The 20,165-nt window shown below is 74.0% G+C and carries 27 protein-coding genes; 10 read left to right on the forward strand and 17 right to left on the reverse strand.

Annotated features, from left to right (window positions below; all coding sequences use genetic code 11):
* Positions 1-148: 148 nt before the first annotated feature.
* The gene (locus Cus16_RS11260) at positions 149-817 is read left to right on the forward strand and encodes a PadR family transcriptional regulator (protein WP_069712764.1); all 669 of its coding nucleotides are present in this window, start codon (positions 149-151) and stop codon (positions 815-817) included.
* 79 nt (positions 818-896) lie between these two features.
* On the opposite strand, the gene Cus16_RS11265 is transcribed toward Cus16_RS11260, so the two are convergent.
* Positions 897-1,529: an alpha/beta hydrolase gene (locus tag Cus16_RS11265; protein WP_069712765.1), complete on the reverse strand. Its 633-nt coding sequence runs from the start codon at positions 1,527-1,529 to the stop codon at positions 897-899.
* A gap of 73 nt (positions 1,530-1,602) precedes the next feature.
* Between Cus16_RS11265 and Cus16_RS11270 the strand changes: the two genes are divergently transcribed.
* Positions 1,603-2,145: an NUDIX hydrolase family protein gene (locus Cus16_RS11270; RefSeq protein WP_069712766.1), complete on the forward strand. Its 543-nt coding sequence runs from the start codon at positions 1,603-1,605 to the stop codon at positions 2,143-2,145.
* Positions 2,146-2,364: 219 nt separating this feature from the next.
* Here Cus16_RS11270 and Cus16_RS11275 read toward each other — a convergent pair whose 3' ends face one another.
* Both Cus16_RS11275 and Cus16_RS11280 read right to left on the reverse strand, forming a co-directional pair.
* Positions 2,365-2,565, reverse strand: coding sequence for a CsbD family protein (locus tag Cus16_RS11275; protein WP_069712767.1), 201 nt, complete (start codon positions 2,563-2,565; stop codon positions 2,365-2,367).
* A 133-nt stretch (positions 2,566-2,698) separates the two neighbouring features.
* Positions 2,699-4,339 (reverse strand): DEAD/DEAH box helicase, encoded by a 1,641-nt coding sequence (locus tag Cus16_RS11280; RefSeq protein ID WP_069712768.1) that lies wholly within the window; start codon positions 4,337-4,339, stop codon positions 2,699-2,701.
* 271 nt (positions 4,340-4,610) lie between these two features.
* Between Cus16_RS11280 and Cus16_RS11285 the strand changes: the two genes are divergently transcribed.
* Complete coding sequence (locus Cus16_RS11285; RefSeq protein ID WP_083263926.1) at positions 4,611-5,459, forward strand: endo alpha-1,4 polygalactosaminidase; 849 nt, start codon at positions 4,611-4,613, stop codon at positions 5,457-5,459.
* Positions 5,460-5,582: 123 nt separating this feature from the next.
* On the opposite strand, the gene Cus16_RS11290 is transcribed toward Cus16_RS11285, so the two are convergent.
* Together Cus16_RS11290 and Cus16_RS11295 are read right to left on the reverse strand one after the other, a co-directional pair.
* The gene (locus Cus16_RS11290; RefSeq protein WP_069712872.1) at positions 5,583-5,942 is read right to left on the reverse strand and encodes a GntR family transcriptional regulator; all 360 of its coding nucleotides are present in this window, start codon (positions 5,940-5,942) and stop codon (positions 5,583-5,585) included.
* 46 nt (positions 5,943-5,988) lie between these two features.
* Positions 5,989-6,558 carry a DUF1684 domain-containing protein gene (locus tag Cus16_RS11295; RefSeq protein ID WP_069712873.1) on the reverse strand — a complete coding sequence of 190 codons (570 nt, stop codon included), beginning with the start codon at positions 6,556-6,558 and terminating at the stop codon, positions 5,989-5,991.
* Between the two features lie 201 nt (positions 6,559-6,759).
* Between Cus16_RS11295 and Cus16_RS11300 the strand changes: the two genes are divergently transcribed.
* Positions 6,760-7,092 carry a DUF4333 domain-containing protein gene (locus Cus16_RS11300; RefSeq protein WP_069712874.1) on the forward strand — a complete coding sequence of 111 codons (333 nt, stop codon included), beginning with the start codon at positions 6,760-6,762 and terminating at the stop codon, positions 7,090-7,092.
* Between the two features lie 64 nt (positions 7,093-7,156).
* Here the strand turns inward: Cus16_RS11300 and Cus16_RS11305 are convergent, their stop codons facing one another.
* The 6 genes from Cus16_RS11305 to Cus16_RS11330 all read right to left on the reverse strand — a co-directional run bounded on the left by Cus16_RS11305 (position 7,157) and on the right by Cus16_RS11330 (position 11,085).
* The gene (locus tag Cus16_RS11305; protein ID WP_069712770.1) at positions 7,157-7,642 is read right to left on the reverse strand and encodes a hypothetical protein; all 486 of its coding nucleotides are present in this window, start codon (positions 7,640-7,642) and stop codon (positions 7,157-7,159) included.
* A gap of 29 nt (positions 7,643-7,671) precedes the next feature.
* Positions 7,672-8,997: a hypothetical protein gene (locus Cus16_RS11310; RefSeq protein WP_069712771.1), complete on the reverse strand. Its 1,326-nt coding sequence runs from the start codon at positions 8,995-8,997 to the stop codon at positions 7,672-7,674.
* Entirely contained in the window at positions 8,994-9,311 is a 318-nt protein-coding gene (locus Cus16_RS11315) for a DUF6507 family protein (protein WP_069712772.1), read from the reverse strand. Before Cus16_RS11315 ends, Cus16_RS11310 begins: the two co-directional genes overlap by 4 nt.
* A 95-nt stretch (positions 9,312-9,406) precedes the next feature.
* The gene (locus Cus16_RS11320) at positions 9,407-9,778 is read right to left on the reverse strand and encodes a hypothetical protein (RefSeq protein ID WP_069712773.1); all 372 of its coding nucleotides are present in this window, start codon (positions 9,776-9,778) and stop codon (positions 9,407-9,409) included.
* A 114-nt stretch (positions 9,779-9,892) separates the two neighbouring features.
* Positions 9,893-10,375 carry a hypothetical protein gene (locus Cus16_RS11325; protein ID WP_069712774.1) on the reverse strand — a complete coding sequence of 161 codons (483 nt, stop codon included), beginning with the start codon at positions 10,373-10,375 and terminating at the stop codon, positions 9,893-9,895.
* A gap of 77 nt (positions 10,376-10,452) precedes the next feature.
* Positions 10,453-11,085 carry a GNAT family N-acetyltransferase gene (locus Cus16_RS11330; protein WP_069712775.1) on the reverse strand — a complete coding sequence of 211 codons (633 nt, stop codon included), beginning with the start codon at positions 11,083-11,085 and terminating at the stop codon, positions 10,453-10,455.
* A 94-nt stretch (positions 11,086-11,179) separates the two neighbouring features.
* On the opposite strand from Cus16_RS11330, the gene Cus16_RS11335 reads away from it, so the two are divergent.
* Complete coding sequence (locus Cus16_RS11335; RefSeq protein ID WP_141718950.1) at positions 11,180-11,794, forward strand: 2-phosphosulfolactate phosphatase; 615 nt, start codon at positions 11,180-11,182, stop codon at positions 11,792-11,794.
* A 52-nt stretch (positions 11,795-11,846) separates the two neighbouring features.
* Entirely contained in the window at positions 11,847-12,149 is a 303-nt protein-coding gene (locus Cus16_RS11340; RefSeq protein WP_058742825.1) for a DUF427 domain-containing protein, read from the forward strand.
* Positions 12,150-12,200: 51 nt separating this feature from the next.
* Here Cus16_RS11340 and Cus16_RS11345 read toward each other — a convergent pair whose 3' ends face one another.
* Positions 12,201-13,487 (reverse strand): Nramp family divalent metal transporter, encoded by a 1,287-nt coding sequence (locus tag Cus16_RS11345; RefSeq protein WP_223246599.1) that lies wholly within the window; start codon positions 13,485-13,487, stop codon positions 12,201-12,203.
* 196 nt (positions 13,488-13,683) lie between these two features.
* Here Cus16_RS11345 and Cus16_RS11350 point away from each other — a divergent pair, with 196 nt between their 5' ends.
* The 4 genes from Cus16_RS11350 (at position 13,684) to Cus16_RS11365 (ending at position 15,873) form a co-directional block, all read left to right on the forward strand.
* Entirely contained in the window at positions 13,684-14,367 is a 684-nt protein-coding gene (locus Cus16_RS11350) for a hypothetical protein (protein WP_069712777.1), read from the forward strand.
* Positions 14,367-14,930, forward strand: coding sequence for a GTP-binding protein (locus Cus16_RS11355; protein ID WP_069712778.1), 564 nt, complete (start codon positions 14,367-14,369; stop codon positions 14,928-14,930). Before Cus16_RS11350 ends, Cus16_RS11355 begins: the two co-directional genes overlap by 1 nt.
* A complete protein-coding gene (locus Cus16_RS11360) occupies positions 14,930-15,382 on the forward strand; it encodes a roadblock/LC7 domain-containing protein (RefSeq protein WP_069712779.1) in 453 nt (150 codons plus the stop codon). Before Cus16_RS11355 ends, Cus16_RS11360 begins: the two co-directional genes overlap by 1 nt.
* Before the next feature lie 131 nt (positions 15,383-15,513).
* Positions 15,514-15,873, forward strand: a complete 360-nt coding sequence (locus Cus16_RS11365; RefSeq protein ID WP_069712780.1) for a hypothetical protein — start codon at positions 15,514-15,516, stop codon at positions 15,871-15,873.
* 135 nt (positions 15,874-16,008) lie between these two features.
* Here Cus16_RS11365 and Cus16_RS11370 read toward each other — a convergent pair whose 3' ends face one another.
* From Cus16_RS11370 to Cus16_RS11390, 5 genes are all read right to left on the reverse strand, one after another.
* The gene (locus Cus16_RS11370) at positions 16,009-16,710 is read right to left on the reverse strand and encodes a CGNR zinc finger domain-containing protein (RefSeq protein WP_069712781.1); all 702 of its coding nucleotides are present in this window, start codon (positions 16,708-16,710) and stop codon (positions 16,009-16,011) included.
* Between the two features lie 144 nt (positions 16,711-16,854).
* A complete protein-coding gene (locus Cus16_RS11375; RefSeq protein ID WP_223246600.1) occupies positions 16,855-17,340 on the reverse strand; it encodes a SprT-like domain-containing protein in 486 nt (161 codons plus the stop codon).
* Positions 17,337-18,194 (reverse strand): hypothetical protein, encoded by an 858-nt coding sequence (locus Cus16_RS11380; RefSeq protein WP_069712782.1) that lies wholly within the window; start codon positions 18,192-18,194, stop codon positions 17,337-17,339. Before Cus16_RS11380 ends, Cus16_RS11375 begins: the two co-directional genes overlap by 4 nt.
* 124 nt (positions 18,195-18,318) lie before the next feature.
* Positions 18,319-19,134, reverse strand: coding sequence for a DUF4064 domain-containing protein (locus Cus16_RS11385; RefSeq protein ID WP_069712783.1), 816 nt, complete (start codon positions 19,132-19,134; stop codon positions 18,319-18,321).
* Positions 19,135-19,311: 177 nt separating this feature from the next.
* Complete coding sequence (locus tag Cus16_RS11390; RefSeq protein WP_069712784.1) at positions 19,312-20,154, reverse strand: spermidine synthase; 843 nt, start codon at positions 20,152-20,154, stop codon at positions 19,312-19,314.
* Positions 20,155-20,165 lie beyond the last annotated feature (11 nt).

Consider the following 20,165-nt stretch of genomic DNA (forward strand, 5'->3'; position numbering starts at 1 on the left):
CCGTCCCATCCTGCCCGCCGCCACCGACAGCAGACCGAGTGCGACCGACCGCTTGACAAGCCGATCGGTAGCGATCTATCGTTACTACATCGCGATACGAACGGAACAGATCGCGAGCCAACTTCACCACCGACAGGAAGGAGTCATCATGCGCCCCTCGTACGATGACCTCGACAGCACCACGCCCCGCCGCGGCCAGCGCGGCTCGGGTCCGCGCGGCCCCCGCTTCGGCGGCGCGCGGCAGCACCACGGCCACGGCTTCCCCGGCCGCGACCGCGGTGACCACGACCACGGCGGACGGGGCGGCTTCGGCCCCGGCCGCGGCTTCGGCCCGGGCTTCGGTCCCGGCTTCGGCGGCGGCCCCGGCTTCGGCCGCGAGCGCCGCCGTCGCGGCGACGTCCGCCTCGCGATCCTCGGCCTCCTCGCCGAGGGGCCGCAGAACGGGTACGCCGTGATCAAGACCATCGCCGAGCGCACCGGCGGCGCCTGGAAGCCGAGCCCCGGCTCGGTCTACCCGACGTTCCAGCAGCTCGTGGACGAGGACCTCGTCGTCTCGACCGGTGACGGCCGCAAGACGCTCTTCGAGCTCACCGACGCCGGCCGGGCCGAGGCCGAGGCGAAGGCGGAGGAGATCACCGCCGCGTTCGACGCCGCACCGGGCATGCCCGACACGCAGCGCGAGTTCGTCGAGGCCCTCCGCAAGACCATGGGCGTGCTGCACGTCTACCGGTCGAACGCGGACGACGAGCAGACGAAGGCGGCGACCGCGAAGATCGACCAGCTCCGCAAGGACCTGCTGCAGATCCTCGCCGACTAGCGGCACGCGTCTCGACGCACCCACCGACGGACGGGAGGCGCGTGGCGGGCCCGCCACGCGCCTCCCGTCCGTCGTCCGGTCACCTGGTCGACTGCTCCGCCGCGATGAACGCGGCCACGTCGGCGAGCTCCTCGGCTGACACCGCGTGCGGCAGTCCCGCGTAGGACCGGTCGGTCACGTCCGTGTGCGCGGCGGCCCAGGCCTGCGTGCGGGCGGTGGCCTCGGGCGGGATCACCGGGTCGAGGTCGCCGTGCCCGAGGAACACCCGCGGGCGGACGCTGGCGACGGCCTCGTCGCGCGCGTCGGTCACACCCGGCACGACGAACCCCGACAGGGACACCGCGAACGCGAAGGCCTCCGGCCGGGCGCGGAGGAGCTGCAGCGCCATCGATCCGCCCTGCGAGAACCCGAGCAGCCCCACCCCGGTGTGCTCCGCGGCGACGGCGTCGATCCAGTCGAGGACCCCGTCGACCGCGGCGTCGACCGGTCCGAGCGCCGGCGACCCCGGTGTCCCGAGCGGGTACCAGGAGTACCCCGGCCCCCACGGCATCGGTGCGCGGAGCGAGGCGACGGTCCACTCGGGCGGCAGCGCCGGGGCCAGTCCGAGCAGGTCCCGCTCGTTCGACCCCACCCCGTGCAGGGCGACGAGCAGCGGTGTGCCGCTCCGCTCCCCGGCCGATCGGGTCCACTGCACGATGTCCGCATCGATCATGTGCACGACGCTAGCCGTCCACAGTGACCGCGCCGTGCGTCGAACTCGCCGCGGTGCCTGGTAGACACGGTGCATGGCCTCGCTGCGCACCCCCGACCCCGACTCCGGCTGGCTGTCCGACGAGGAACTGGCGAACGTCCGCCGTCGGCTGCCCATCTGCTACGTCGAGGCACTCCCCGTCCGCACCGACGGCCTCGGTGTCGTGACCGAGGTCGGCGTGCTGCTCCGGGTGTCCCCGAGCGGTTCGATCGCCCGGACGCTCGTCTCCGGGCGCGTGATGTTCGGCGAGTCGATCCGGACGGCGCTCTTCCGGCACCTCGAGAAGGACCTCGGCCCGATGGCCTTCCCGCAGCTGCCCTCGAGCCCGACGCCGTTCACGGTGGCGGAGTACTTCCCGCTGCCCGGCGCCTCGGTCTACACCGACGAGCGGCAGCACGCGATCTCGCTGGCGTACGTCGTCCCGGTCACCGGGACGTGCGAGCCGCGGCAGGACGCCCTCGAGCTCACGTGGATGAGCCCGATGGAGGCGGCCTCCGACGCCGTCGCCGAGGAGATGGAGGGTGGTCGCGGCACCCTGCTCCGCGCCGGCCTCGCCTCGGTCGGCGCCCTGCACTAGCCACCACCGGGGCGCTGCCGGGCCGAGCCCGCGACGATGCCGGCCTGCTCCGAACCACGGAAGCGACATCGAACCACCGGTGCGGCCCGGTTTCATGTCGGCCCCGTGGTTCGACCCGCGGGTGGGCGGGCGAACGGACCGACGCAGTGCCCGCACGCGCGACGAAGCCCCCGGATCCGATCGGATCCGGGGGCTTCGCAGCGCGGTCGTGGACCGGCTTCAGTGCTTCTCGTCGCGGAGGCTGTCGGCGACGCCGTGCGCCGCGTCCTTCACGTCGTCGACGCCCTGCTTGGCAGACGCCTTGGCCTGGTCGGTCTGACCCTCGGCCTTCAGCTTGTCGTTGCCGGTCAGGTTGCCGATGCCTTCCTTGAGCTTCCCGCCGAGCTTCTCGCCGGTGTGGTTCTCTTCGCTGCCAGCCATACGGTCTCCTTCCAACGACGGACGATTCCCCGTCGGCCACTCACGCGGCCTTCGGTGACCCAGAACGTACGCGTCCGGCGTCGCGCTGCGCGCAGCGACCATTCAGGTTCGGATCCCGGCGTGGACCGCGACCTCAGTGGCGGTCGGCCGCCCCCGCCGGACGGGAGGCGCGACGCGAGCCGCCGCGACGACCGCCGCCGGACTCGGAGCCGGCACCACGACCCGCCGCGTAGCCGCCCTCGGACGACCACACCGGAGCGGACCCACCGCGCACGACGTCGCTCGACGCCCGGCGGCTGCCGCCCGAACGGCGCTGACCGCCGGCAGCGGCACCGCCCGCCGACGCACCACGGGCCGAACCGCCGCGGGAACCGGCAGCGCCGGCGCCCTCGGTGACCGGACGCCCACCGCGACCGCCGCCGTTCCGACCCGAGCCGCGACCGGCCGACGCGGTCTCGGGGGCCTGCGCCGCGCCTCCCGACCGTCCGCCGCGACCACGGCGACGACCGCTGCCCGCGGTCTCGGAGCGGGACGACTCGGCCGCACGCGGCTGGCGCTGGCGCTGCTGCTGGACCGGGGCCTCCTCGACGTGGCGGATCGGGGCGACCTCGCCGACCAGCGTCGTGACGGCGGGCGAGGTCGCGGTGACCTGCTGCGGCGTGACCTTGATCGCGGCCGCACGCATCATCTGCGCGACGTCGCGGCGCTCGGCCGGCATCGTCACGGTGACGACGTCACCCGACGAACCGGCGCGCGCGGTGCGACCCGAGCGGTGCAGGTACGCCTTGTGCTCGGTCGGCGGGTCGACGTGCACGACGAGCTCGACGTGGTCGACGTGCACGCCCCGGGCGGCGACGTCGGTCGCGACGAGCACGAGGGCCTCGCCGGAGGAGAACTTCGCCAGGTTCCGCTCACGGGCGCCCTGCGACAGGTTGCCCTGCAGGTCGACCGCGGGGATGCCCTGCGAGCTGAGCTGCTTCGCCAGGCGCTTCGCGTGGTGCTTCGTGCGCATGAACATGATGCGACGACCGGTGCCCGAGGCGAGCACGCGGACGAGGTCCTTCTTCGCGTCGGCGTCGGCGACCTCGAACAGGTGGTGGGTCATCGCCTCGACGGGGCTGGTCTCGTCGTCGACGGAGTGCATCACCGGGCTGTGCAGGAACTTCTTGACGAGCTTGTCCACGCCGTTGTCGAGCGTGGCGGAGAAGAGCAGACGCTGCCCCTGCTCCGGCGTCGCCTGCATGATCTTCGTCACGCCGGGCAGGAAGCCCATGTCAGCCATGTGGTCGGCCTCGTCGAGGACGGTGACCTCGATGTCGCCGAGGTGCACGTGGCCCTGCTGCATGAGGTCGGCGAGGCGACCCGGGCAGGCGACGACCACGTCGACGCCGGCGCGCAGGGCGTCGACCTGACGGCCCTGGCCGACACCGCCGAAGATCGTGGTGGTGTTCAGACCCATCGACTTCGCCAGCGGCGCGAGGGTCGCGTCGATCTGCGTCGCGAGCTCACGCGTTGGGGCGAGCACGAGCGCGCGGGGGCGGCCGGCACGACGGGGGCGGCGGCTCGCGGCGAGGCGGGCGGCCAGCGGGATCGCGAACGCGATCGTCTTGCCGGAGCCGGTGCGGCCGCGACCGAGCACGTCCTTGCCCTGCAGGGAGTCGGGGAGCGTGTCGGCCTGGATCGGGAAGGCGGTCTCCTTGCCCTGCTGGGCGAGGACCTGGGCCATCGGCGCGGGCACGCCGAGATCGGTGAAACGGATGTCCTGGTTGGTCATGGTGACCTTTCGAGCCGGCTCGTGCCGGCCGTGGGCGCGCTGGCATGTGGCGCGCGGGCGGGAACCCCGCGTCAGCAGAGGCTGACGCGGTCGCCGCAGCAGAGAGCCTGGCACCGGGATGTCGGTGCGCGATCATCGACCGGATGAGGGTCGGGAGTCGGGGGCGTCCGTACGACGCACGAGGCGATCGGCGCCTCGAGTACCTCCAGCATAGCGTGCGGGTGCCGGATCCGGGCCGGACCGTTCGCCGAGCGCGTGCGATGATCCCGTGGTGCACACCCGATCCGTCCTGCTGACCGCCGCGGTCGCCCTGGTCGCCGTGCTCGGCAGCACGGGCTGCGCCGCCGGTGCCGCCCCCGCCACCGCGCCCACCGCACGGGCGGCGTCGTACGCGAACCTGCCGACGTCGGGCCGTCCGGACTACCAGCTCGGCGGCGGGTACACCCCGGCCGCGGGCGTCACGATCGTCGAGCGCGACAGCACCGACCGGCCGGCCCCCGGGACGTACGGCATCTGCTACGTCAACGGCTTCCAGACGCAGCCGGGCACGCTGGCCGACTGGCAGCGCGCAGCACCGTCGGCGCTCCTCCGCGACGCTGCGGGGAAGACCGTGTCGGACCCGGGCTGGCCGGACGAGGTGCTCCTCGACACCCGGACGGCGGCGAAGCGGACGGCGATCACGAAGGTCCTGACCAGGTCGGTCGCCCGGTGTGCCGACCGGGGGTTCGACGCGGTCGAGTTCGACAACCTCGACTCGTGGACGCGCTCCGGGAAGCGGCTGACCCGGTCCGGGAACCTCGCGCTCGCCGCGTCGCTCGTCCGGGTCGGGCACGCGCACGGGCTCGCCGTCGGGCAGAAGAACACGCCGCAGCTCGGGACGGCCGGGCGGCAGACCACGGGCTTCGACTTCGTCGTCGCCGAGGAGTGCGTGCAGTACGAGGAGTGCTCGGCCTACACGGACGTCTACGGGAAGCGCGTGATCGACATCGAGTACGCGGACACCCTCGACCGCCCGTGGTCGTCGGTGTGCGCGCTGCGGGACCGTCCGGCGATGACGATCCTGCGGGACCGCGACCTGGTCACTCCGTCGGACGACGCGTACGTCTCGGAACACTGCTGAGCGCACGCCGCGGTGGTGCGGTGGGGACGGACGGCCGGGAGGCCCGGCTCGTCTCCGGCGCCTGCGTCGCGTGACGGGGCGGTTGCCTCGGACAGCGCGGTCGCCTCGGACCGGGTGGTCGCCTCAGGCGGGCCAGGCCTCGCGCAGGGCTGCCGCGGCCTGGTCGGCGGAGAGCCCCGCCTCCTTCGCCGCGGCCACCAGGGCGCGTGCGGCGTCAGCGACGGCGTCCGGCACCGCGGCGGGCCGGACCACCCGGGTCCCGGCGCCGCGTGCGGTGTGCACGAGTCCGGTCTCCTCGAGCAGCTGGTAGGCCTTCGCGACCGTCCCGGCAGCCAGGCCGAGCTCCTCGGCGAGGGCCCGCACGCTCGGCAGGCGCTCCCCGTCCACCAGGTACCCGGCCGCGATCTGCGCGGCGATCTGCGAGCGGACCTGCTCGAAGGGCGGCACGCGACCGCCCACGTCGAGGGCCACGAGTCCCGTCATGCGCTCCACCGTTGCGTCCTGTCCGTTGCGTGTCTGCTGGTCGGTGTCAGAAGTCGTACTGCTCGCCGACCGGGATCGGCACGGCGACGGTGTTGCCCGGGGGTGCGAGTGGGCACGCCCACGCCGGGTCGTACGCGCACGACGGGTTGTACGCGAAGTTGAAGTCGAGGACGAGCTCGCCGTCGTCGCCGCCGAGGTCCGCACCCTTGATCGTGTCGAGCAGGTAGCGCCCGCCGCCGTACGTGCCACGAGCCCTGCCGGCGCTGGCGTCCTTCACCGGCACGAAGATCCCGCCCGCGTACCCGCCGTGCGACCAGACGTCGAGCGTGCCGATGCCCGGCAGCCGGACGACGCCGAGCCGGTCGAAGTGCACGATCCCGTCGGTGCCGGTCTCGACGTCCATCGCCTGCGGGTCCGCGTCCTCGATCCGGGCGCGGAACCGCCACTCCGGGTCGTAGTCGGGCACGGGCAGTGCCTCGAAGTCGCGCGCGTCCTCGTCGAGCAGCGGACTGGCCGGGTGCTCACCGAACATCGCGTCGCGGGTCTCGCGCCACATCGCGTGGGCGGTCTCGGGGTCCGACGTGGCGCGCACGCGGCGGTACAGGTCGAAGGTCATCCGCCGCCAGTCCACGGTGGCGAGCGTGCTGTGCACGCGCTCCCGGGCCCTCGGCTCCTGCGTCTGGCTCACACGGCGAGCGTACGCCCGGCTCCTCCGGACCCGCCAGCGGTCGTCGGTGGGTCGGGAGAGCCCGGGGCCCGCGGGCCGACGGGCCGTGGCAGGATGGGCCCGATGTCGGAGAACACGAGGGGGACGTGGATGTTGCGAAGTGCCCGGAAGAGCGCACTGGTCGGGTCGACCGTGGCGGCACTGGTGGTCGTCCTGAGCGGGTGCACGGTGTCCGCGAACCGGACGACGTCTCCGGAGGGGCTGGCCCGCGTCGTCGCCGACTCGCTCGAGAAGAGCGTCGGTCAGCGTCCCGAGGTCGACTGCGGCGACGACTCCGTCGACCTGAAGGACGGGAACGTCGTGCACTGCGACGTCAACACCGCGGGCTTCGACACGAAGTACGACGCGACGGTCGAGATCGGGGACGTCGACGGCAGCAAGTACTCCGTGGACGTGCAGGTCGCGGACACCCCCGAGGGCTGACGGGCACCAGGACCGACGGGCCCGAGGACCGGTGGGCCCGAGGACCGGTGGGCCCGGACGGCCCTCAGACGAGCCGCGCCGACTCGATGATCCCGCGGAGCACGGGGACGAGCCGCTCGCCCTCGTCGGCGCCGCAGGTCCCGGTGATGCCGACGACGTCGGCGAAGCCGTCGTGCTGGACCGCCGTGAGCTGGACCGCCTGGAAGACCGTGCCCGTCCCCGGGAGCACGAACGCACCCTCGATGCGGTAGCCGTCGAGCCCGAGCACCGTCCGGTACTCGCTCCCGAGCTCGGCCCACCGCTCGGCACCCTCGAGTGCCGCGGTGTTCTCCGCGATCGCCGTCGCGAGGGCGGGAGCGTCCTCGCCCCCGGCCGTCGCGACCCGTCGGACGGTCACGGCGACGTTCGCCCGGAAGGCACCGCGCTGCTCGCGCTCCGCGACGGCGAGTGCGGCATCGGCGACGATCAGCGGTTCCCAGTCGGCCGGGTGGTCGACCGCGACGACGGGGATCGGTGCGAACGGGGCGGCGTCGGATCTCGTGGTGGGCATGCTGTCCTCTTGCTCGTCGGTCCGGTGGGTCAGAACCCGAAGAAGGAGCCCACGTCGTCGACGAACTCCTTCGGGTCGATGTTGATGTGCACGTTGCCACCGGCTCCGACGCCGAGTGCTCCGGCGAGCCTCGCCTCGAGGTCGATGTCGTCCGCCGAGACCTCGGCTGCGGCCTTGACCTCGCCGCCGGCTCCTGCCCGGACGTCGACGCCGCTGCCGATCGAGACGCCCATGAACGAGGTGCTGTAGTCGACGCCGGTCTTCGCGCCGGCGAAGGCACTCGCGCCGGCCTCGGCGCTCGCACCCTTGGGGCCCGCCTCGACCTTGCCGCTCGCGGACGCTCCCGCGCCCGCGTCGGCGTGGCCGGAGGCCTTCGCGCCCACGAACCCGTTCTGGTAGTCCACCGAGCCCTTCGCCCGGGCGCCGGCGAACGCGTCGACGGAGCCCTCGGCCGAGACGCCGTTCACGCGGTCGGCCTTCGCGGACGCAGCGGCGGCCACGCTCGCACCACCGAAGGCCTCGGCCGCGCCGTCGAGCGACCCGCCGAGTCCCTCGTAGTGTCCGTGTGCGTCCGCCTTGCCCCCGGCGAACGCCTCGGCCGACGCGGAGCCGGAGAACCCGTCCTCGTCCTCGTGCGCCTCGGCCTTCGCCTCGGACCCCACCCCGGCGAAGGTGTCGGCGTCTCCTCGGACCGATCCGACACCGTCCAGCGACGCCGAACCCTCGGCTGATGCGCCGACGCCGGCCTTCGCGTGCGCGGAGGCCTGCTGGTCGGACGCCGTCGCGGACGCGGAGGCGCCGGTGTCGGCCTCCCAGCCGTGCGCGGACGACGACCCGCTCGCGTGCGTCGGTGCGGTCTCACGACCGATGGCGTCGAGCGCGGCCGCGCACGTGGCAGCGGCGGTCTCGTAGGCCTCGACCGCCTGCAGGACGCTCGTCTCGACCGCGGCGTTGCGACTGGTCACGTCGTCGTCGTCGTGCCAGTCGTAGGTGGGGTCGTCCGACGCCCGCCCGACCTCGCTGCGGAGCTCCGAGGCCGCGGTCGCCGCGGACGCCAGGGACCGCTTCGCCGTGTCGACCGCGTCCGCGAACGTCTCGAGCGCGGTGGCCGCTCGGTCGAAGGCGCCGGCGAGCGCCTCGGCAGCCCACTTCGGAGCGAGCGTGGCGTCGATCAGCGTGGCACTCTCCTGGGCGACGTACACCAGGCCGAGTCCGCTCCACCGGTCGTCGACCTCGGCGGTGACCGTGGAGACGGTCTTCGTCGCCGACCGCATGTCGGACGCGGCGGTGCGCAGCCCGTCCGCGTCGGCGTCGACGGCGGGGAACGCCGACGCGTCGACGAGTGCGCCGCTCACCGCTCGTCCTCGGGCAGTCGGACCCGCGGGGTCCGTCCGGCCATCTCGGCGTCAGCGGCGTCGTAGGCCTGCGTCGCGGTGGTCGCCGCAGTCCTGGCCGCAGCGATGTGCTCGTGCAGGTTCGGGACGACGGACCGGAAGTCCTCCGCCAGACGCTCGAGGCCTCCTCGCGCGCTCGAGGAACCCACCGCGGTCAGCGCTGCCTCGACGGCCGCGACGACTGCCGCGTCGGCCTCGCGGAGTCGCTCGAGTCGCCCGTCGACACCCACGAGCACGGACAGCACCCCGCCCGGGTCGATCGCGTACTGGTCCACGGTGATCCCCCTCTGATCGTTCCGATCGCACTCCGAGCCGGCCCCCCGGAGTACCCGGCCACCCTAGCCGAGGAGCGCTCATCGTGGCAGCGGGATCAGTCGCGGCCGAGGAGTCTGCCGACCATCCGCCCCACCGCACTCCGTCGCTTCGTCCAACCGGCGCGGGCGAGGACGTCGTCCACCGGTCCGGTCACGTCGCTCGACCGGAACGAGAAGGCGGTGTTCTCCCCGTCCCAGTTCTTCTGCACCACGCTCGTCGTGTACTCCCCGCTGTCGTCGAGGAGCGTGACGCGGTAGCGCCACTCGGCCTTGCCCCAGGCGAGCTGGGCGCCCTGGAGCCGGTGACGCCAGACCGCTACGATCCGGTCGTCGTCCTTCCGGACCTCGAAGGGGTGGGACCCGTCGTTCAGGGCGAGGAGCGCCTGCTCGACCTCGGCTGCGGGGCGGTGCGGGGGAACGGTCGTCATGGGTGCAGCCTAGGGACGGGGTGCCCGTTCGTGCCGCTCACCCGCGGAGGACCCGGCCGACGGACGTCGTCGGGCGACCCGGCGCTGCAGCGGCGGGAGCGCCAGGAGGCACGGCTACGACGAGGACGAGCGCCAGGACGGGGCGAGTCGGCGCATCCGCAGGGCACGCCACTGCCAGATGACCCACATGCCGGGCCAGAGCGCGGCGCCGAGCGCCGCGGGGCGCATCCGGTAGGACAGTCGGTCGAGCAGCAGGGTCCGGCCGTCGCCGAGGTCCACGGTCGCCATCCGGTGCCGCATCGTCATGCGACCGAACAGGCCGGAGACGCCGCCGCCGTTGTCGCGCTGCACCGGGACGCCCTCCACCTCGTACAGGTCGAGGTCGACGTGCGTGTCACCGCTCGGCACGATGCCGAAGGCGTCCGCCGTGATCGGGTGCGGGACGCCCGGCGTCCACCGCTCGGGCAGGCCCTCGAGGGAGCGTGACCGGTAGACGAGGAACGGCTTCGTGACGGCGACCATCACCGACGGCGAGAGCAGGGCGTCGCGGACGGCGTCGACGGGGGCGTCGAGGACGATGCGGAGACCGACGTGCATGCCCCGCACGGTACGCCGGAGCACCGAGGGGCCGCTGCCCGTGCGGGGGACGGGGCGCCTCAGCCGAGGCGCTCGGTTCAGGCGTGCCGGGCTGCGCGACGTCGGGACCCCTCGGCCCGGTCGCGCGTGCGCAGCCGCTCGGTCAGTGCCAGCCGCACGGTGGGCCACTCGGCGGCGGTGATCGAGAAGACGACCGTGTCGCGGAGGGTGCCGTCGCGACCGATCGAGTGGCTGCGGAGGACGCCGTCCTGCTTCGCGCCGAGGGACGCGATGGCCGCGCGCGACTGGTGGTTGTGCCAGTGCGTGCGGAACTCGACCGCGATGCACTGCCACGCGTCGAAGGCGTGCGAGAGCATGAGCAGCTTCGCCTCGGTGTTGATGCCGGTCCGCTGCGCCGCCCGGGCGAGGAACGTGTGCCCGATCTCGACGCGGCGGTTGGCGGTGTCGACGTTCATGAAGGTCGTCGACCCGACCACGCGACCCGTCGGACGGTCCCGGACGGCGAAGGGCAGCATCCGACCGGCGGCGTGCTCGCCGAGCCGGCGCTCGATCTCGTCGTCGACCGCGTCGGGCGCGGGCACCGAGGTGTACCAGGTGCGCCAGAGGTCGCCGTCCGTCACCGCCGCGCGCAGGTCGTCCGCGTGCTCGGCGGCCAGGGGCTCGAGCGTGACACGGTCGCCGGTCAGGGTGGGGACGGTGGCGATCTCCATGGTCCTCGATCCTACGGTCGCGGCACCGGCCGGACCGCCCGTCGACGCCCACCTGTGAGGACGGACAGGGCGCGTGCCCGGTTATCGTGGTCGGGTGGCAGCAGGCACCCAGGGGAAGTACCAGGTCCGGTTCGCGTGGGGCGTCGGCGGCGCCGAGCGGATCGCCCGCGACGCCCACCTCGTCGTCTGGGTCGACGTGCTCCCGGAGCCGGGCCGTGACGCCTCCCGCGGGACCGACGGTACCGCGCGGGCGCGGGCCGCGGCAGCGCTGCTGCCGGACGGTCCGGAGGTCGTGCTCGGCCACCTCGACAACGCGACGGCGGTGGCGGAGCGGGTGACGTGCCTCCAGGCCGAGCGGGGCGACCGGTGCGTCGTCGCGGTCGTGGCGGCCGGACGCTCGACGGGTGGCGGAGCCGCCGTGGCGGACGACGCCGGCGAGCCGGCGGACACCGCCGAGGTGCCGGAGAGCACGGTGGAGGACCTGCTCGCGGCCGGCGCGGTCGTCGACGCCCTGGTCGCCACCGGCATCGACCACACCTCGCCCGAGGCGGCGGTGGCCTGCGCGGCGTACACGGGGCTGCGCCGCGCGGTGCGGCACCTGGTCAGCGCCGCGGAGTGGGCGTCGGACCTCGACCCCGAGACGGTGCGCGGGGCGCTCGCCGCGGGACCGGACCTGGTCGTCCTGCGGGAATCGAGCGCTGCGGCGTAGCGTTCCGGATCGCAGGCGTCGCCTGGACGCCGTGGATCGCAAGGAGCACGTCATGAAGGCAGTCGTCGGTGACACCGTGATCGCGGAGGCCCCGCAGGAGGACCTCATCCAGATCGAGGGCAACTGGTACTTCCCGCCGTCGAGCGTGAAGCCCGAGTTCTTCTCGGAGAGCGACACGCAGTACCACTGCCCGTGGAAGGGCGACACGCAGTACTACACCGTCACGGTCGACGGCCAGCCGCTGCCGGACCGCGCGTGGTCGTACCCGACCCCGATCCCGTCGTCCTTCGACCGGGTGGGCAAGGACTACTCGGGCTACTACGCCTTCTGGAAGGACGTGCGGGTCGTCGACTGACACCCGGCACGCCGACCCGGCCGGCGGGCGGCGGCACCCGGACGGGCGCCGTCAGCCGGCCAGGGTCAGCACCACGAGGGCCACGTTGAGCGCGACGATCACCGATGCGATGACCCCCGCGACGACGCGGGTGGGCACGGCGTTGACGTCCGTGCCCATGATGCTGCGACGGGACGTGTAGACCACCAGCGGCACGATCGCGAAGGCGATCCCGAAGCTCAGCACGACCTGGCTCAGCACGAGGAGCATCGTCGGGTCGACCCCGAGGGCGAGCAGGGCCACCGCGGGCAGGAGCGTCACGACCCGCCGCGCGACGACCGGGACGCGTACGTGCAGCAGGCCGTGCATGATCTCCGCGCCCGCCATGCAGCCGACCGAGGTCGAGGCGAGTCCGGACGCGAGCAGGCCGACCGCGAAGAGGACGCCGACGACCGGGCCGACGTTCGCCTCGATCGCCCGCTGTGCTCCGGGGATGGTGTCCGTCCCCGCGACCCCGGGCAGCGTCGCCGCGGCGAGCACGAGCATGCACACGTTCACCCCGCCGGCGACGACGAGCGCGAGTCCGACGTCCCACCGCGTCGCGACGAGGACCCGGCGGCGCTCCGGACCCGCGGGCACGTCGCCGTGCCGGTCGCGCGCGAGCGCCGAGTGCAGGTAGACCGCGTGCGGCATGACCGTCGCGCCGAGCATCGACGCGGCGAGCAGGACCGACTGCGAGCCCTCGAACCGGGGGACGAGGCCGCTGACGAGCTCGCCGGGGGACACCTGCGCGAAGAGGAGCCCGGCGCAGAACCCGACGGTCAGGATCGCGAGCATCGTCGTGACGACGGCCTCGAACGTGCGGGTGCCGCGTCGGCTGTGCAGCAGCAGGATCGCCATCGACACCACGCCGGTCAGGACGCCGCCGGCGACGAGCGGCAGCCCGAACAGCAGGTGCAGCGCGAGTGCGCCGCCGATAACCTCGGCGACGTCGGTGGCCGCGGCGACCACCTCGGCCTGCGCCCAGAAGAGCAGCCGGGGGGCGCGTCGCATGCGGAGGCCGAGGTGCTCCGGGAGCGACCGGCCGGTCACCACGCCGAGCTTCGCGGAGAGGTACTGCACCACGACCGCGCTCGCGTTCGCCGCGACGAGCACCCAGAGCAGCAGGTAGCCGTACTGCGCGCCGGCGGTCAGGTTCGCGGCGACGTTGCCGGGGTCGACGTACGCGATCGCGGCGACGAACGCGGGACCGAGCAGGGTGAGACCGGCCGCTCGGCGCCGGGGACCGCCGGGCCCGCGGTCCGGCGCCGTGTGCGGGCGACCGGGGCGGGGTCGGCGGCTGGCTGCGGTGTCGGTCACCCGCCCAGCATGCCAGAGGATTCGGCACGCCGAATCCTGGGTTTCGGAGCCTGCGCGCATGCCTCCCCGACAGGTGCCGCCCAGACGGGGGCTACCTGACGCACCCTCGCCTCCACTTGGATCGAAGGGTCCGCGCGGCCGGTGAACCGCCGCGGGACGACAGCCGGGGAACCGGTACCAGGAAGGTGACCGAGGCATGGATGCATCGCGACGACCGGGGGACGAGCTCGTCCACCCGGGGGCCCAGACCGTCGACCCGACACCGATGCCGCGGTTCGGCTGGACCCGGGTCGCGATGGCGCTCCGCCCGCTGTGGGAGACCCACGGCGAGGTGCTGCGCGTCGAGATCGCCGGGCACGGGCCGCTCGTGATCGACGTCGCCTCGGACTCCTACTGGTGGTCCACCCCGCTCGGCGACCTGCCGATCGACCCCGAGGACGTGCGCGTCGGCCGTGAGGACCGTGACGTCGAGGCCGCCGTCGACCTCGGTCCGGGCAACGAGCTGCACGGCCTGCTCTGGCACATCGGGCTGCACTCCTTCCCGGGCGAACTGGCCTGGTGGCTGCAGCGCGACGACCGCTACCGCCTGCAGCGGTGGCCGAACTTCACCACGCTGGCGCACACTCCCGACCACGTGCGGATGACCTCGCTCCTCGGGTACGCCGCCCTGACGGTCGACGAGCTCGCCGAGCAGGCGAACGTCGCACCCGCCGAGGCCCGCCGCCTCATCAACGCCTTCAGCCTCATGCGCATCCTCCGTTCGCAGACGCCCGACATCGCCCTCGCGCGCCCGGCCTTCGACCGGCCGGTGCCGACCGCGGCGCCCGTGCAGCAGCGGAGCGGCCTCTTCCGTCGCCTGCTCGACCGGCTGGCCCGCTGATGGCCGAGCACGTCATCCTGTTCGCCGGCCCGATGGGCGCCGGCAAGACGACCGCGATCGAGGCGCTCAGCGAGGTGCCCGTCGTCCGGACCGAGGCGGCGAACACCGACCGGGAGACCGCCGACAAGGCGACGACCACGGTCGCGCTCGACTACGGCGAGATCACCGTCGGCGACTCCGACAAGGTGCGGCTGTACGGCATCCCGGGGCAGCGACGCTTCGACTTCATGTGGCAGATCCTCAAGGAGCGCGCCCGCGGACTCGTCGTGCTCGTCAACGCCGACGCCCCCGATCCGGTCGCCAGCATGCTCGAGTACCTCGACGAGTTCAGCGACCTGCACGACCGCGGTGGCGTGGTCGTCGGGGTGACCCGCTCGGACGTCGTCGCCGGGCCCGGCCCCGGAGTGTTCTCCGACGCCCTGCAGGCCGCGCACCCCGAGATGCTCGTCCCCGTGTTCACGGTCGACCCGCGCCAGACGGACCAGATGACGACGGTCCTGCTGACCCTCGTCGCCAACATCGAGATGCGTGCGGCGATGACCGCCGCCCAGGAAGTGCACTGATGACCCTCGCCCCGCACCTGGACCCCGTCGTCGTCGGACTCGGCAGCGCCGAACTCGCGGCGCTCCGGTCCTCGTCGAGCTCGATGCTCACCGCGTCGCTCCTGACCGACGACGGCTTCGAGGTCGTCCGCGTCGCCGAGGGTGCCGCCGGCACCACCGACGGCGCGCGGTTCGCCAGCATGGCGAGCTCGATCCAGGCGCTGAGCGAGGCCGTCGCCCGGGAGCTGCCGATGGGCACGGGCGAGTACGTCATCATCGCGGCCGACCGCGGGCACCTGGTGCAGATGCGCATCCCCGGCTCGACCATCGTGCTCGCCGCGCTCTTCGACACGGACGAGATGCTCGGCAAGGCCCTCACCGTGTCCCGGCGCTCCGCAGCCCGCCTCGGCGAGCAGCTGGCCGCGCACGCCGCAGCCGGTGCCCGCGCCGCCGCCGTCGCCGGCCTGGTCTGACCCGCGCCGCAGCCGCACCACACCCGGACCACGGCAGACCGCACCCGGGTCTCCCGTCCCGCCGCGGGCGCCGCCCCGGCGACCCCTGCCCGTACACCCGACACACCGGACAACCCGAGAAGGAACCCCAGATGGCAACCCTGCACGACTCCCTCAACGACCTGCTGACCGTCGACGGCGCGATGGCCGCGGCCGTCGTCGACAGCGGCTCCGGCATGCTGCTCGGCGGCGCCGGCAGCGGCATCGACCTGGAGCTCGCCGCCGCGGGCAACACCGAGGTCGTCCGCGCGAAGCTGAAGACCGCCCGGTCCCTCGGCCTGGCCGACTCGATCGACGACATCCTCATCACGCTGTCGTCGCAGTTCCACATCATCCGCCCGCTGGCCTCGCACCCCGAGGTCTTCATCTACTACGTGCTGGACCGCGCGAAGGCGAACCTCGCCCTGGCCCGCATGAAGGCGAAGTCGGTCGAGTCCGACCTGGCCTTCTGACCCGCAGCCGGTCGCGAGCGCGACCGGACAGACGAGGGGCTCCGCGACCGCGGGGCCCCTCGTCGCGTCCGGCACGCTCCAGCGTCCGGGCAGTCGTGGGCGTCGCCGGCACCCGAGCGGTCGCGGCGGCTCCGCTCAGGCCGCAGCGCGACGGGCACGGTGCGCGCGGACCTTGGCCCGGTTGCCGCACCGCTGCATGGAGCACCACCGGCGGGTCCCGCCGCGCGACGAGTCGTAGAACACGAGGCCGCAGTCGTCGGCCGAGCAGCGGCTCAAGCGGGTGGGCTGACCGTCCGCGGCGAGGTCGTCGAACCCCACCTCCGTGAACAACGCCACGGCGTCGCGGGCCACGCTCGACAGCGCCTGCGCCAGCCGGACGCGGTTCGCCCCGGCGCGGCGGCGACCGCCGGGCAGCGCCGGCGGGACGTCCGGCAGCGCGGCGAACAGGTTCACGGTGTCGATGTCGTCCGGTGCCGGACGGGTCCGACCGGTGCCGGCGCGGAGTCCGGCGGCGACCGCGGTGCGCGCGGCCGGGTCCGTCGAGGCCGCGGGCGCCGCCGCCGCCGCCACCGCCAGCCGACCGATCGCGGCGCGGAGCGCCCGGGCGTCCTGCAGCTCACGGGCCGTCGCACCGAGGTCGATGGGCTCGGTGTGGTCGCCGAGCCACTCGTCCAGATCGGCGGGGGTCACCAGCAGCTCACCGAGGCGGGCCCGCGGGCGGCGCGCGTCGGGGTCGTCCGCGAAGCCGCCGGTGTGGGCGAAGTCGAGCGCGATCCGGCCGGCGTCGAAGAACCACGACGACCCGCTGTCGGTCCGGATGTGCTGCCCCGTGTGCATCCGTCCAGGCTAACGGCTCTCCGGCGCGCCTCCCGGTCGAGCGGCATCCATGCGGTATCAGCGGCGGCGCCGAGCGGCATCCGTGCGGCATCGGCAGCCGCACCGTGCGGTTCCCGCCAGCACCACGACGGACGACGCGGCGGCTCAGGCCGTCACCGCTCCCCGCCGCCGCCACGTGATGAGGTTGCGTCCGTCGAACCGCCGAGAGCACCGGGCGCACGCCAACGGCCGCGTGGGCGTTCGGTAGCGGACGTGCTCGTGCCCGGCCGGACAGGTGCCGACCCACGGCGCGAGCTCGGACGCGATCGGGCCGTCGTACAACCGGGACCCGGTGTACCCGATCGCCGCCGCCGTCCGCCGCCACACCGGTCCGTGCCCGGCCCGGGGTCCGGCCAGGGCGTGGGCCACCTCGTGCAGCAGGACCTGCTCGACGTCGTCCCCCGACACCCGGGCCGCGATGTACCGGCTCACCGTGACGCGCCGGCGGGCGAAGTCGCACTGGCCGGCGCGGGTCTTGGCGTGGTCGAACGCGAACGTCCAGTCACCCGGTCCGAGGTGCGCCGCCAGCAGCTGTTCGGCGCGCTCGCGGACGTGCTCGAGCGCGGTGACCACCGCGGGACGGGCGGTCACCGACCGTCGGCGTCCGGGTCGTCGCGCGGCGCCTGGCCCTTCTGGGCGGCCTTGGCGGCGATGCGCCCCCAGAGCTGGTCGGCCTCGGTGCGTGCCGCGTCCGGTGCGCCGAGCACACGACGGCGGACCGGCGGGTCCTGCTGCACGAGTTCGGCCGCGCGGGCGGGCGGGGCGTCGTCCTCGGCCCGGCGTGCGGCGACGTCCCGGGCGCTGCGGGGCCGGTCGTCGGCGACCTTCGGCTGGGCGACCGAGGCCCGGAGCGCGGCCTCGACCGCGGTGCGGAGCGCCTCGGTACGCTCCGACGGGGCGCCGGCCTGGCGGAATGCCTGGTACGCCCGCGAGAGCGCGGAACGGGCCTCCTCGAAGCGGGAGAGCTCGAACAGCGACCAGCCCTCGAGCTCGGCGGCGGCGCCCTCGAGCTCCGGCCACTCCTCGGTCCGCGCGGTGTCACGGGCCATCGCGGCCTCGGTGGCGGCGCGCTCGTGGCGGCCGAGGTCGTGCAGCACGTGCGCACGACGGATGCGGGCCGCGACCTTGTCCGAGCGCTCGCCGGTGAACATCGTCAGGCGGAAGACCTCCTCCGCGACCACGAGCGACTCGTCGAGTCGGCCGAGCAGTCGGAGCAGCTCCGCACGCTCGGCCAGGGCGTCCGTGCTCCGGCTCTGGCCGAGGTCACGGAGGCGCTGCTGCACGGCGTCGGCGTCGACCGCCGGTCGCAGGCTGATCGGCGCGAAGGTGCTCCCCGGGCTCACACCCGCGGTGACGGGCGCCGAGCCGGCCGGTGCGGCGTGACGGGGTTCCCGGGCGCGGTCGGCGCGGTCGGGCTGCTGGCTGTCGTCGGGCGGGAGGGACATCGGTTCGAGGGTAACCGCGTGCTCCCGTGAGCGGGCGGTGCCACGCGCACGGGGGGCGCGAGAACGGGCCGACGGCCCGCCCCGCTGCTGCGGGACGGGCCGTCGGGGACGCGTGTGCGGACGCTCAGTTCGCGCCGTTCACCGCCGCTGCGGCGGCGACGCCGATGTACGTACCGAAGGTCGCGAGGGTGGCGACCACCGCGAGGACGATCGCGAAGACGCCCCAGCCACGGCCGCGGTTCACCACGGCGGCGATGATGCCCTGCACGAGCGCCCAGAGGCCGAGGATCGCGGCGATGCCGACGACGACGAGGCCGCCGCCGAGCTGACCCATCACGGCGGGGTCGCTCATGAGCTGCTGCTGGAGCTGCTGCTGCTGCTCCACCGAGCCGTTGCTGCCGTTGCGGGCGATCTCGCCGAGGACGTTGCTGCTGGCGAGGGCGGTGCCCATCAGGTACCCGCCGACGACGCCGAGGACGAGCGAGGCGAGCCCGAGGACGAAGGCCACGACACCGACGGTCTTCTTCTTGCGCTTCGGTTCCTCGGCCTGGTGCCACGACGGGCCCCCGGCGCTGGCCGGGGCGGACGACGCCGCGTACGGCTGGTGCGAGCCCTGGTGCTCACCCCAGGTCGGCGAGTCCGCCCGACGGTCGTCCTGCTGCCCGTACTGCTGCTGCCCGTACTGCGGCTGTCCGTACTGCTGCTGGTCCTGCTGCCCGTAGCGCGGCGGCTGCTGCTGGTCGCGCTCGCCGTACCGCGGCTGCTGCTCGTCGCGCTCGCCGTACCGCGGCTGCTGCTGGTCGTACTCGCCGTAGCGCGGTCGGTCCTGGTCCGAGCCGCTCCGGTCGGCGTCCGACCGGTCGTGGTCCTGGGGACGGCCCCAGACCGGCGCGTCGCCGCCGCCCGTCCGGTCGTCGTTGCTCCGGTCGTCGTTCGTCATCAGGGGGCTCCCTTGCTCGGTCGCGCTGCTGCGCGGTCGTCGCTCCATCCTGGCAGCCGACCGCCGGGAACGTTCAGGTGGGGCGGGCGGGTGCGGTGACCGCCGTCGGACGGGAGGCGCGGCGCACGACCGCCCCGTGCCTCCCGTCCGGTGGGTGGTCGCGTCGCGACCGCGCCGTCAGCCGCCGAACACGCTGCGGTTCGGCTCCGGCGACGCGACCGCCGTCTGGTCCGTCACGATCGGCGCCCCGGCCGTGAAGGCCCGCAGCTCCTGGCCGTGCACGACCTTGGCGGGCATCGGGTCGGACGAGTACCGCCGGGGCATGTCCGCCACCGGCAGGTCGGCCTTCGACCCGAGCAGCACGATGTTGCCGAAGCGCCGCCCCTTGAGCATCCCGGTGTCGGCGACGGCGGCGACCGAGGGCAGCACGGCCTGGAGCGTCGCGGCCTGTCCCCGCGCGAAGGCGAGGCCCGCACCGTCGGCGACGTTCACCGCGACGATCCCGGTGGGGGAGAGGAACTCGGCGACGCTCCGGTAGAACTCGACGCTCGTCACGTGTGCGGGGATCTGCGAGCCGCCGAAGACGTCGACGACCGCCAGGTCGACCGTCCCGCGGAGGCCGGCGGGCAGCTTGCCGAGCACCTCGCGGGCGTCGCCGTACCGCACCCGGATCGAGGCGCCGCGGGGGAACGGCAGGACCTCGCGGACGTGCTCGACCAGGTCGCGCTCGAGCTCGACGACCTGCTGTCGCGAGCCCGGGCGGGTGACCGCGACGTAGCGGGGCAGCGTCAGGGCACCGGCGCCGAGGTGCAGTGCCGTGACCGGCCCCTCCGGCAGCAGGTCGATCGCGTGCCCGATCCGCCGGATGTACTCGAAGGCCAGATGCGTGGGGTCCTCGAGGTCGACGTGCGACTGCGGCGTCCCGTCCACGACGAGCGTGAACGAGCCCGGTCGGTGCCGGTCCGGCTCCACCGACGCCCAGCCCGCACCGATCCGGAACCCGTCGAACGCATCAGCCATGCCTCCATGGA

The organism is Curtobacterium sp. ER1/6 (assembly GCF_001742745.1).
In the GTDB taxonomy this organism is placed as follows: domain Bacteria; phylum Actinomycetota; class Actinomycetes; order Actinomycetales; family Microbacteriaceae; genus Curtobacterium; species Curtobacterium citri.

Bases quoted from the DNA above. Each gene is read 5' to 3' on its own strand.
- Cus16_RS11260 (WP_069712764.1), top strand. From the start codon at position 149: ATGCGCCCCTCGTACGATGACCTCGACAGCACCACGCCCCGCCGCGGC.
- Cus16_RS11265 (WP_069712765.1), bottom strand. From the start codon at position 1,529: ATGATCGATGCGGACATCGTGCAGTGGACCCGATCGGCCGGGGAGCGG.
- Cus16_RS11270 (WP_069712766.1), top strand. From the start codon at position 1,603: ATGGCCTCGCTGCGCACCCCCGACCCCGACTCCGGCTGGCTGTCCGAC.
- Cus16_RS11275 (WP_069712767.1), bottom strand. From the start codon at position 2,565: ATGGCTGGCAGCGAAGAGAACCACACCGGCGAGAAGCTCGGCGGGAAG.
- Cus16_RS11280 (WP_069712768.1), bottom strand. From the start codon at position 4,339: ATGACCAACCAGGACATCCGTTTCACCGATCTCGGCGTGCCCGCGCCG.
- Cus16_RS11290 (WP_069712872.1), bottom strand. From the start codon at position 5,942: ATGACGGGACTCGTGGCCCTCGACGTGGGCGGTCGCGTGCCGCCCTTC.
- Cus16_RS11295 (WP_069712873.1), bottom strand. From the start codon at position 6,558: ATGACCTTCGACCTGTACCGCCGCGTGCGCGCCACGTCGGACCCCGAG.
- Cus16_RS11300 (WP_069712874.1), top strand. From the start codon at position 6,760: ATGTTGCGAAGTGCCCGGAAGAGCGCACTGGTCGGGTCGACCGTGGCG.
- Cus16_RS11305 (WP_069712770.1), bottom strand. From the start codon at position 7,642: ATGCCCACCACGAGATCCGACGCCGCCCCGTTCGCACCGATCCCCGTC.
- Cus16_RS11320 (WP_069712773.1), bottom strand. From the start codon at position 9,778: ATGACGACCGTTCCCCCGCACCGCCCCGCAGCCGAGGTCGAGCAGGCG.
- Cus16_RS11325 (WP_069712774.1), bottom strand. From the start codon at position 10,375: ATGCACGTCGGTCTCCGCATCGTCCTCGACGCCCCCGTCGACGCCGTC.
- Cus16_RS11330 (WP_069712775.1), bottom strand. From the start codon at position 11,085: ATGGAGATCGCCACCGTCCCCACCCTGACCGGCGACCGTGTCACGCTC.
- Cus16_RS11340 (WP_058742825.1), top strand. From the start codon at position 11,847: ATGAAGGCAGTCGTCGGTGACACCGTGATCGCGGAGGCCCCGCAGGAG.
- Cus16_RS11350 (WP_069712777.1), top strand. From the start codon at position 13,684: ATGGATGCATCGCGACGACCGGGGGACGAGCTCGTCCACCCGGGGGCC.
- Cus16_RS11355 (WP_069712778.1), top strand. From the start codon at position 14,367: ATGGCCGAGCACGTCATCCTGTTCGCCGGCCCGATGGGCGCCGGCAAG.
- Cus16_RS11360 (WP_069712779.1), top strand. From the start codon at position 14,930: ATGACCCTCGCCCCGCACCTGGACCCCGTCGTCGTCGGACTCGGCAGC.
- Cus16_RS11365 (WP_069712780.1), top strand. From the start codon at position 15,514: ATGGCAACCCTGCACGACTCCCTCAACGACCTGCTGACCGTCGACGGC.
- Cus16_RS11370 (WP_069712781.1), bottom strand. From the start codon at position 16,710: ATGCACACGGGGCAGCACATCCGGACCGACAGCGGGTCGTCGTGGTTC.
- Cus16_RS11380 (WP_069712782.1), bottom strand. From the start codon at position 18,194: ATGTCCCTCCCGCCCGACGACAGCCAGCAGCCCGACCGCGCCGACCGC.
- Cus16_RS11385 (WP_069712783.1), bottom strand. From the start codon at position 19,134: ATGACGAACGACGACCGGAGCAACGACGACCGGACGGGCGGCGGCGAC.
- Cus16_RS11390 (WP_069712784.1), bottom strand. From the start codon at position 20,154: ATGGCTGATGCGTTCGACGGGTTCCGGATCGGTGCGGGCTGGGCGTCG.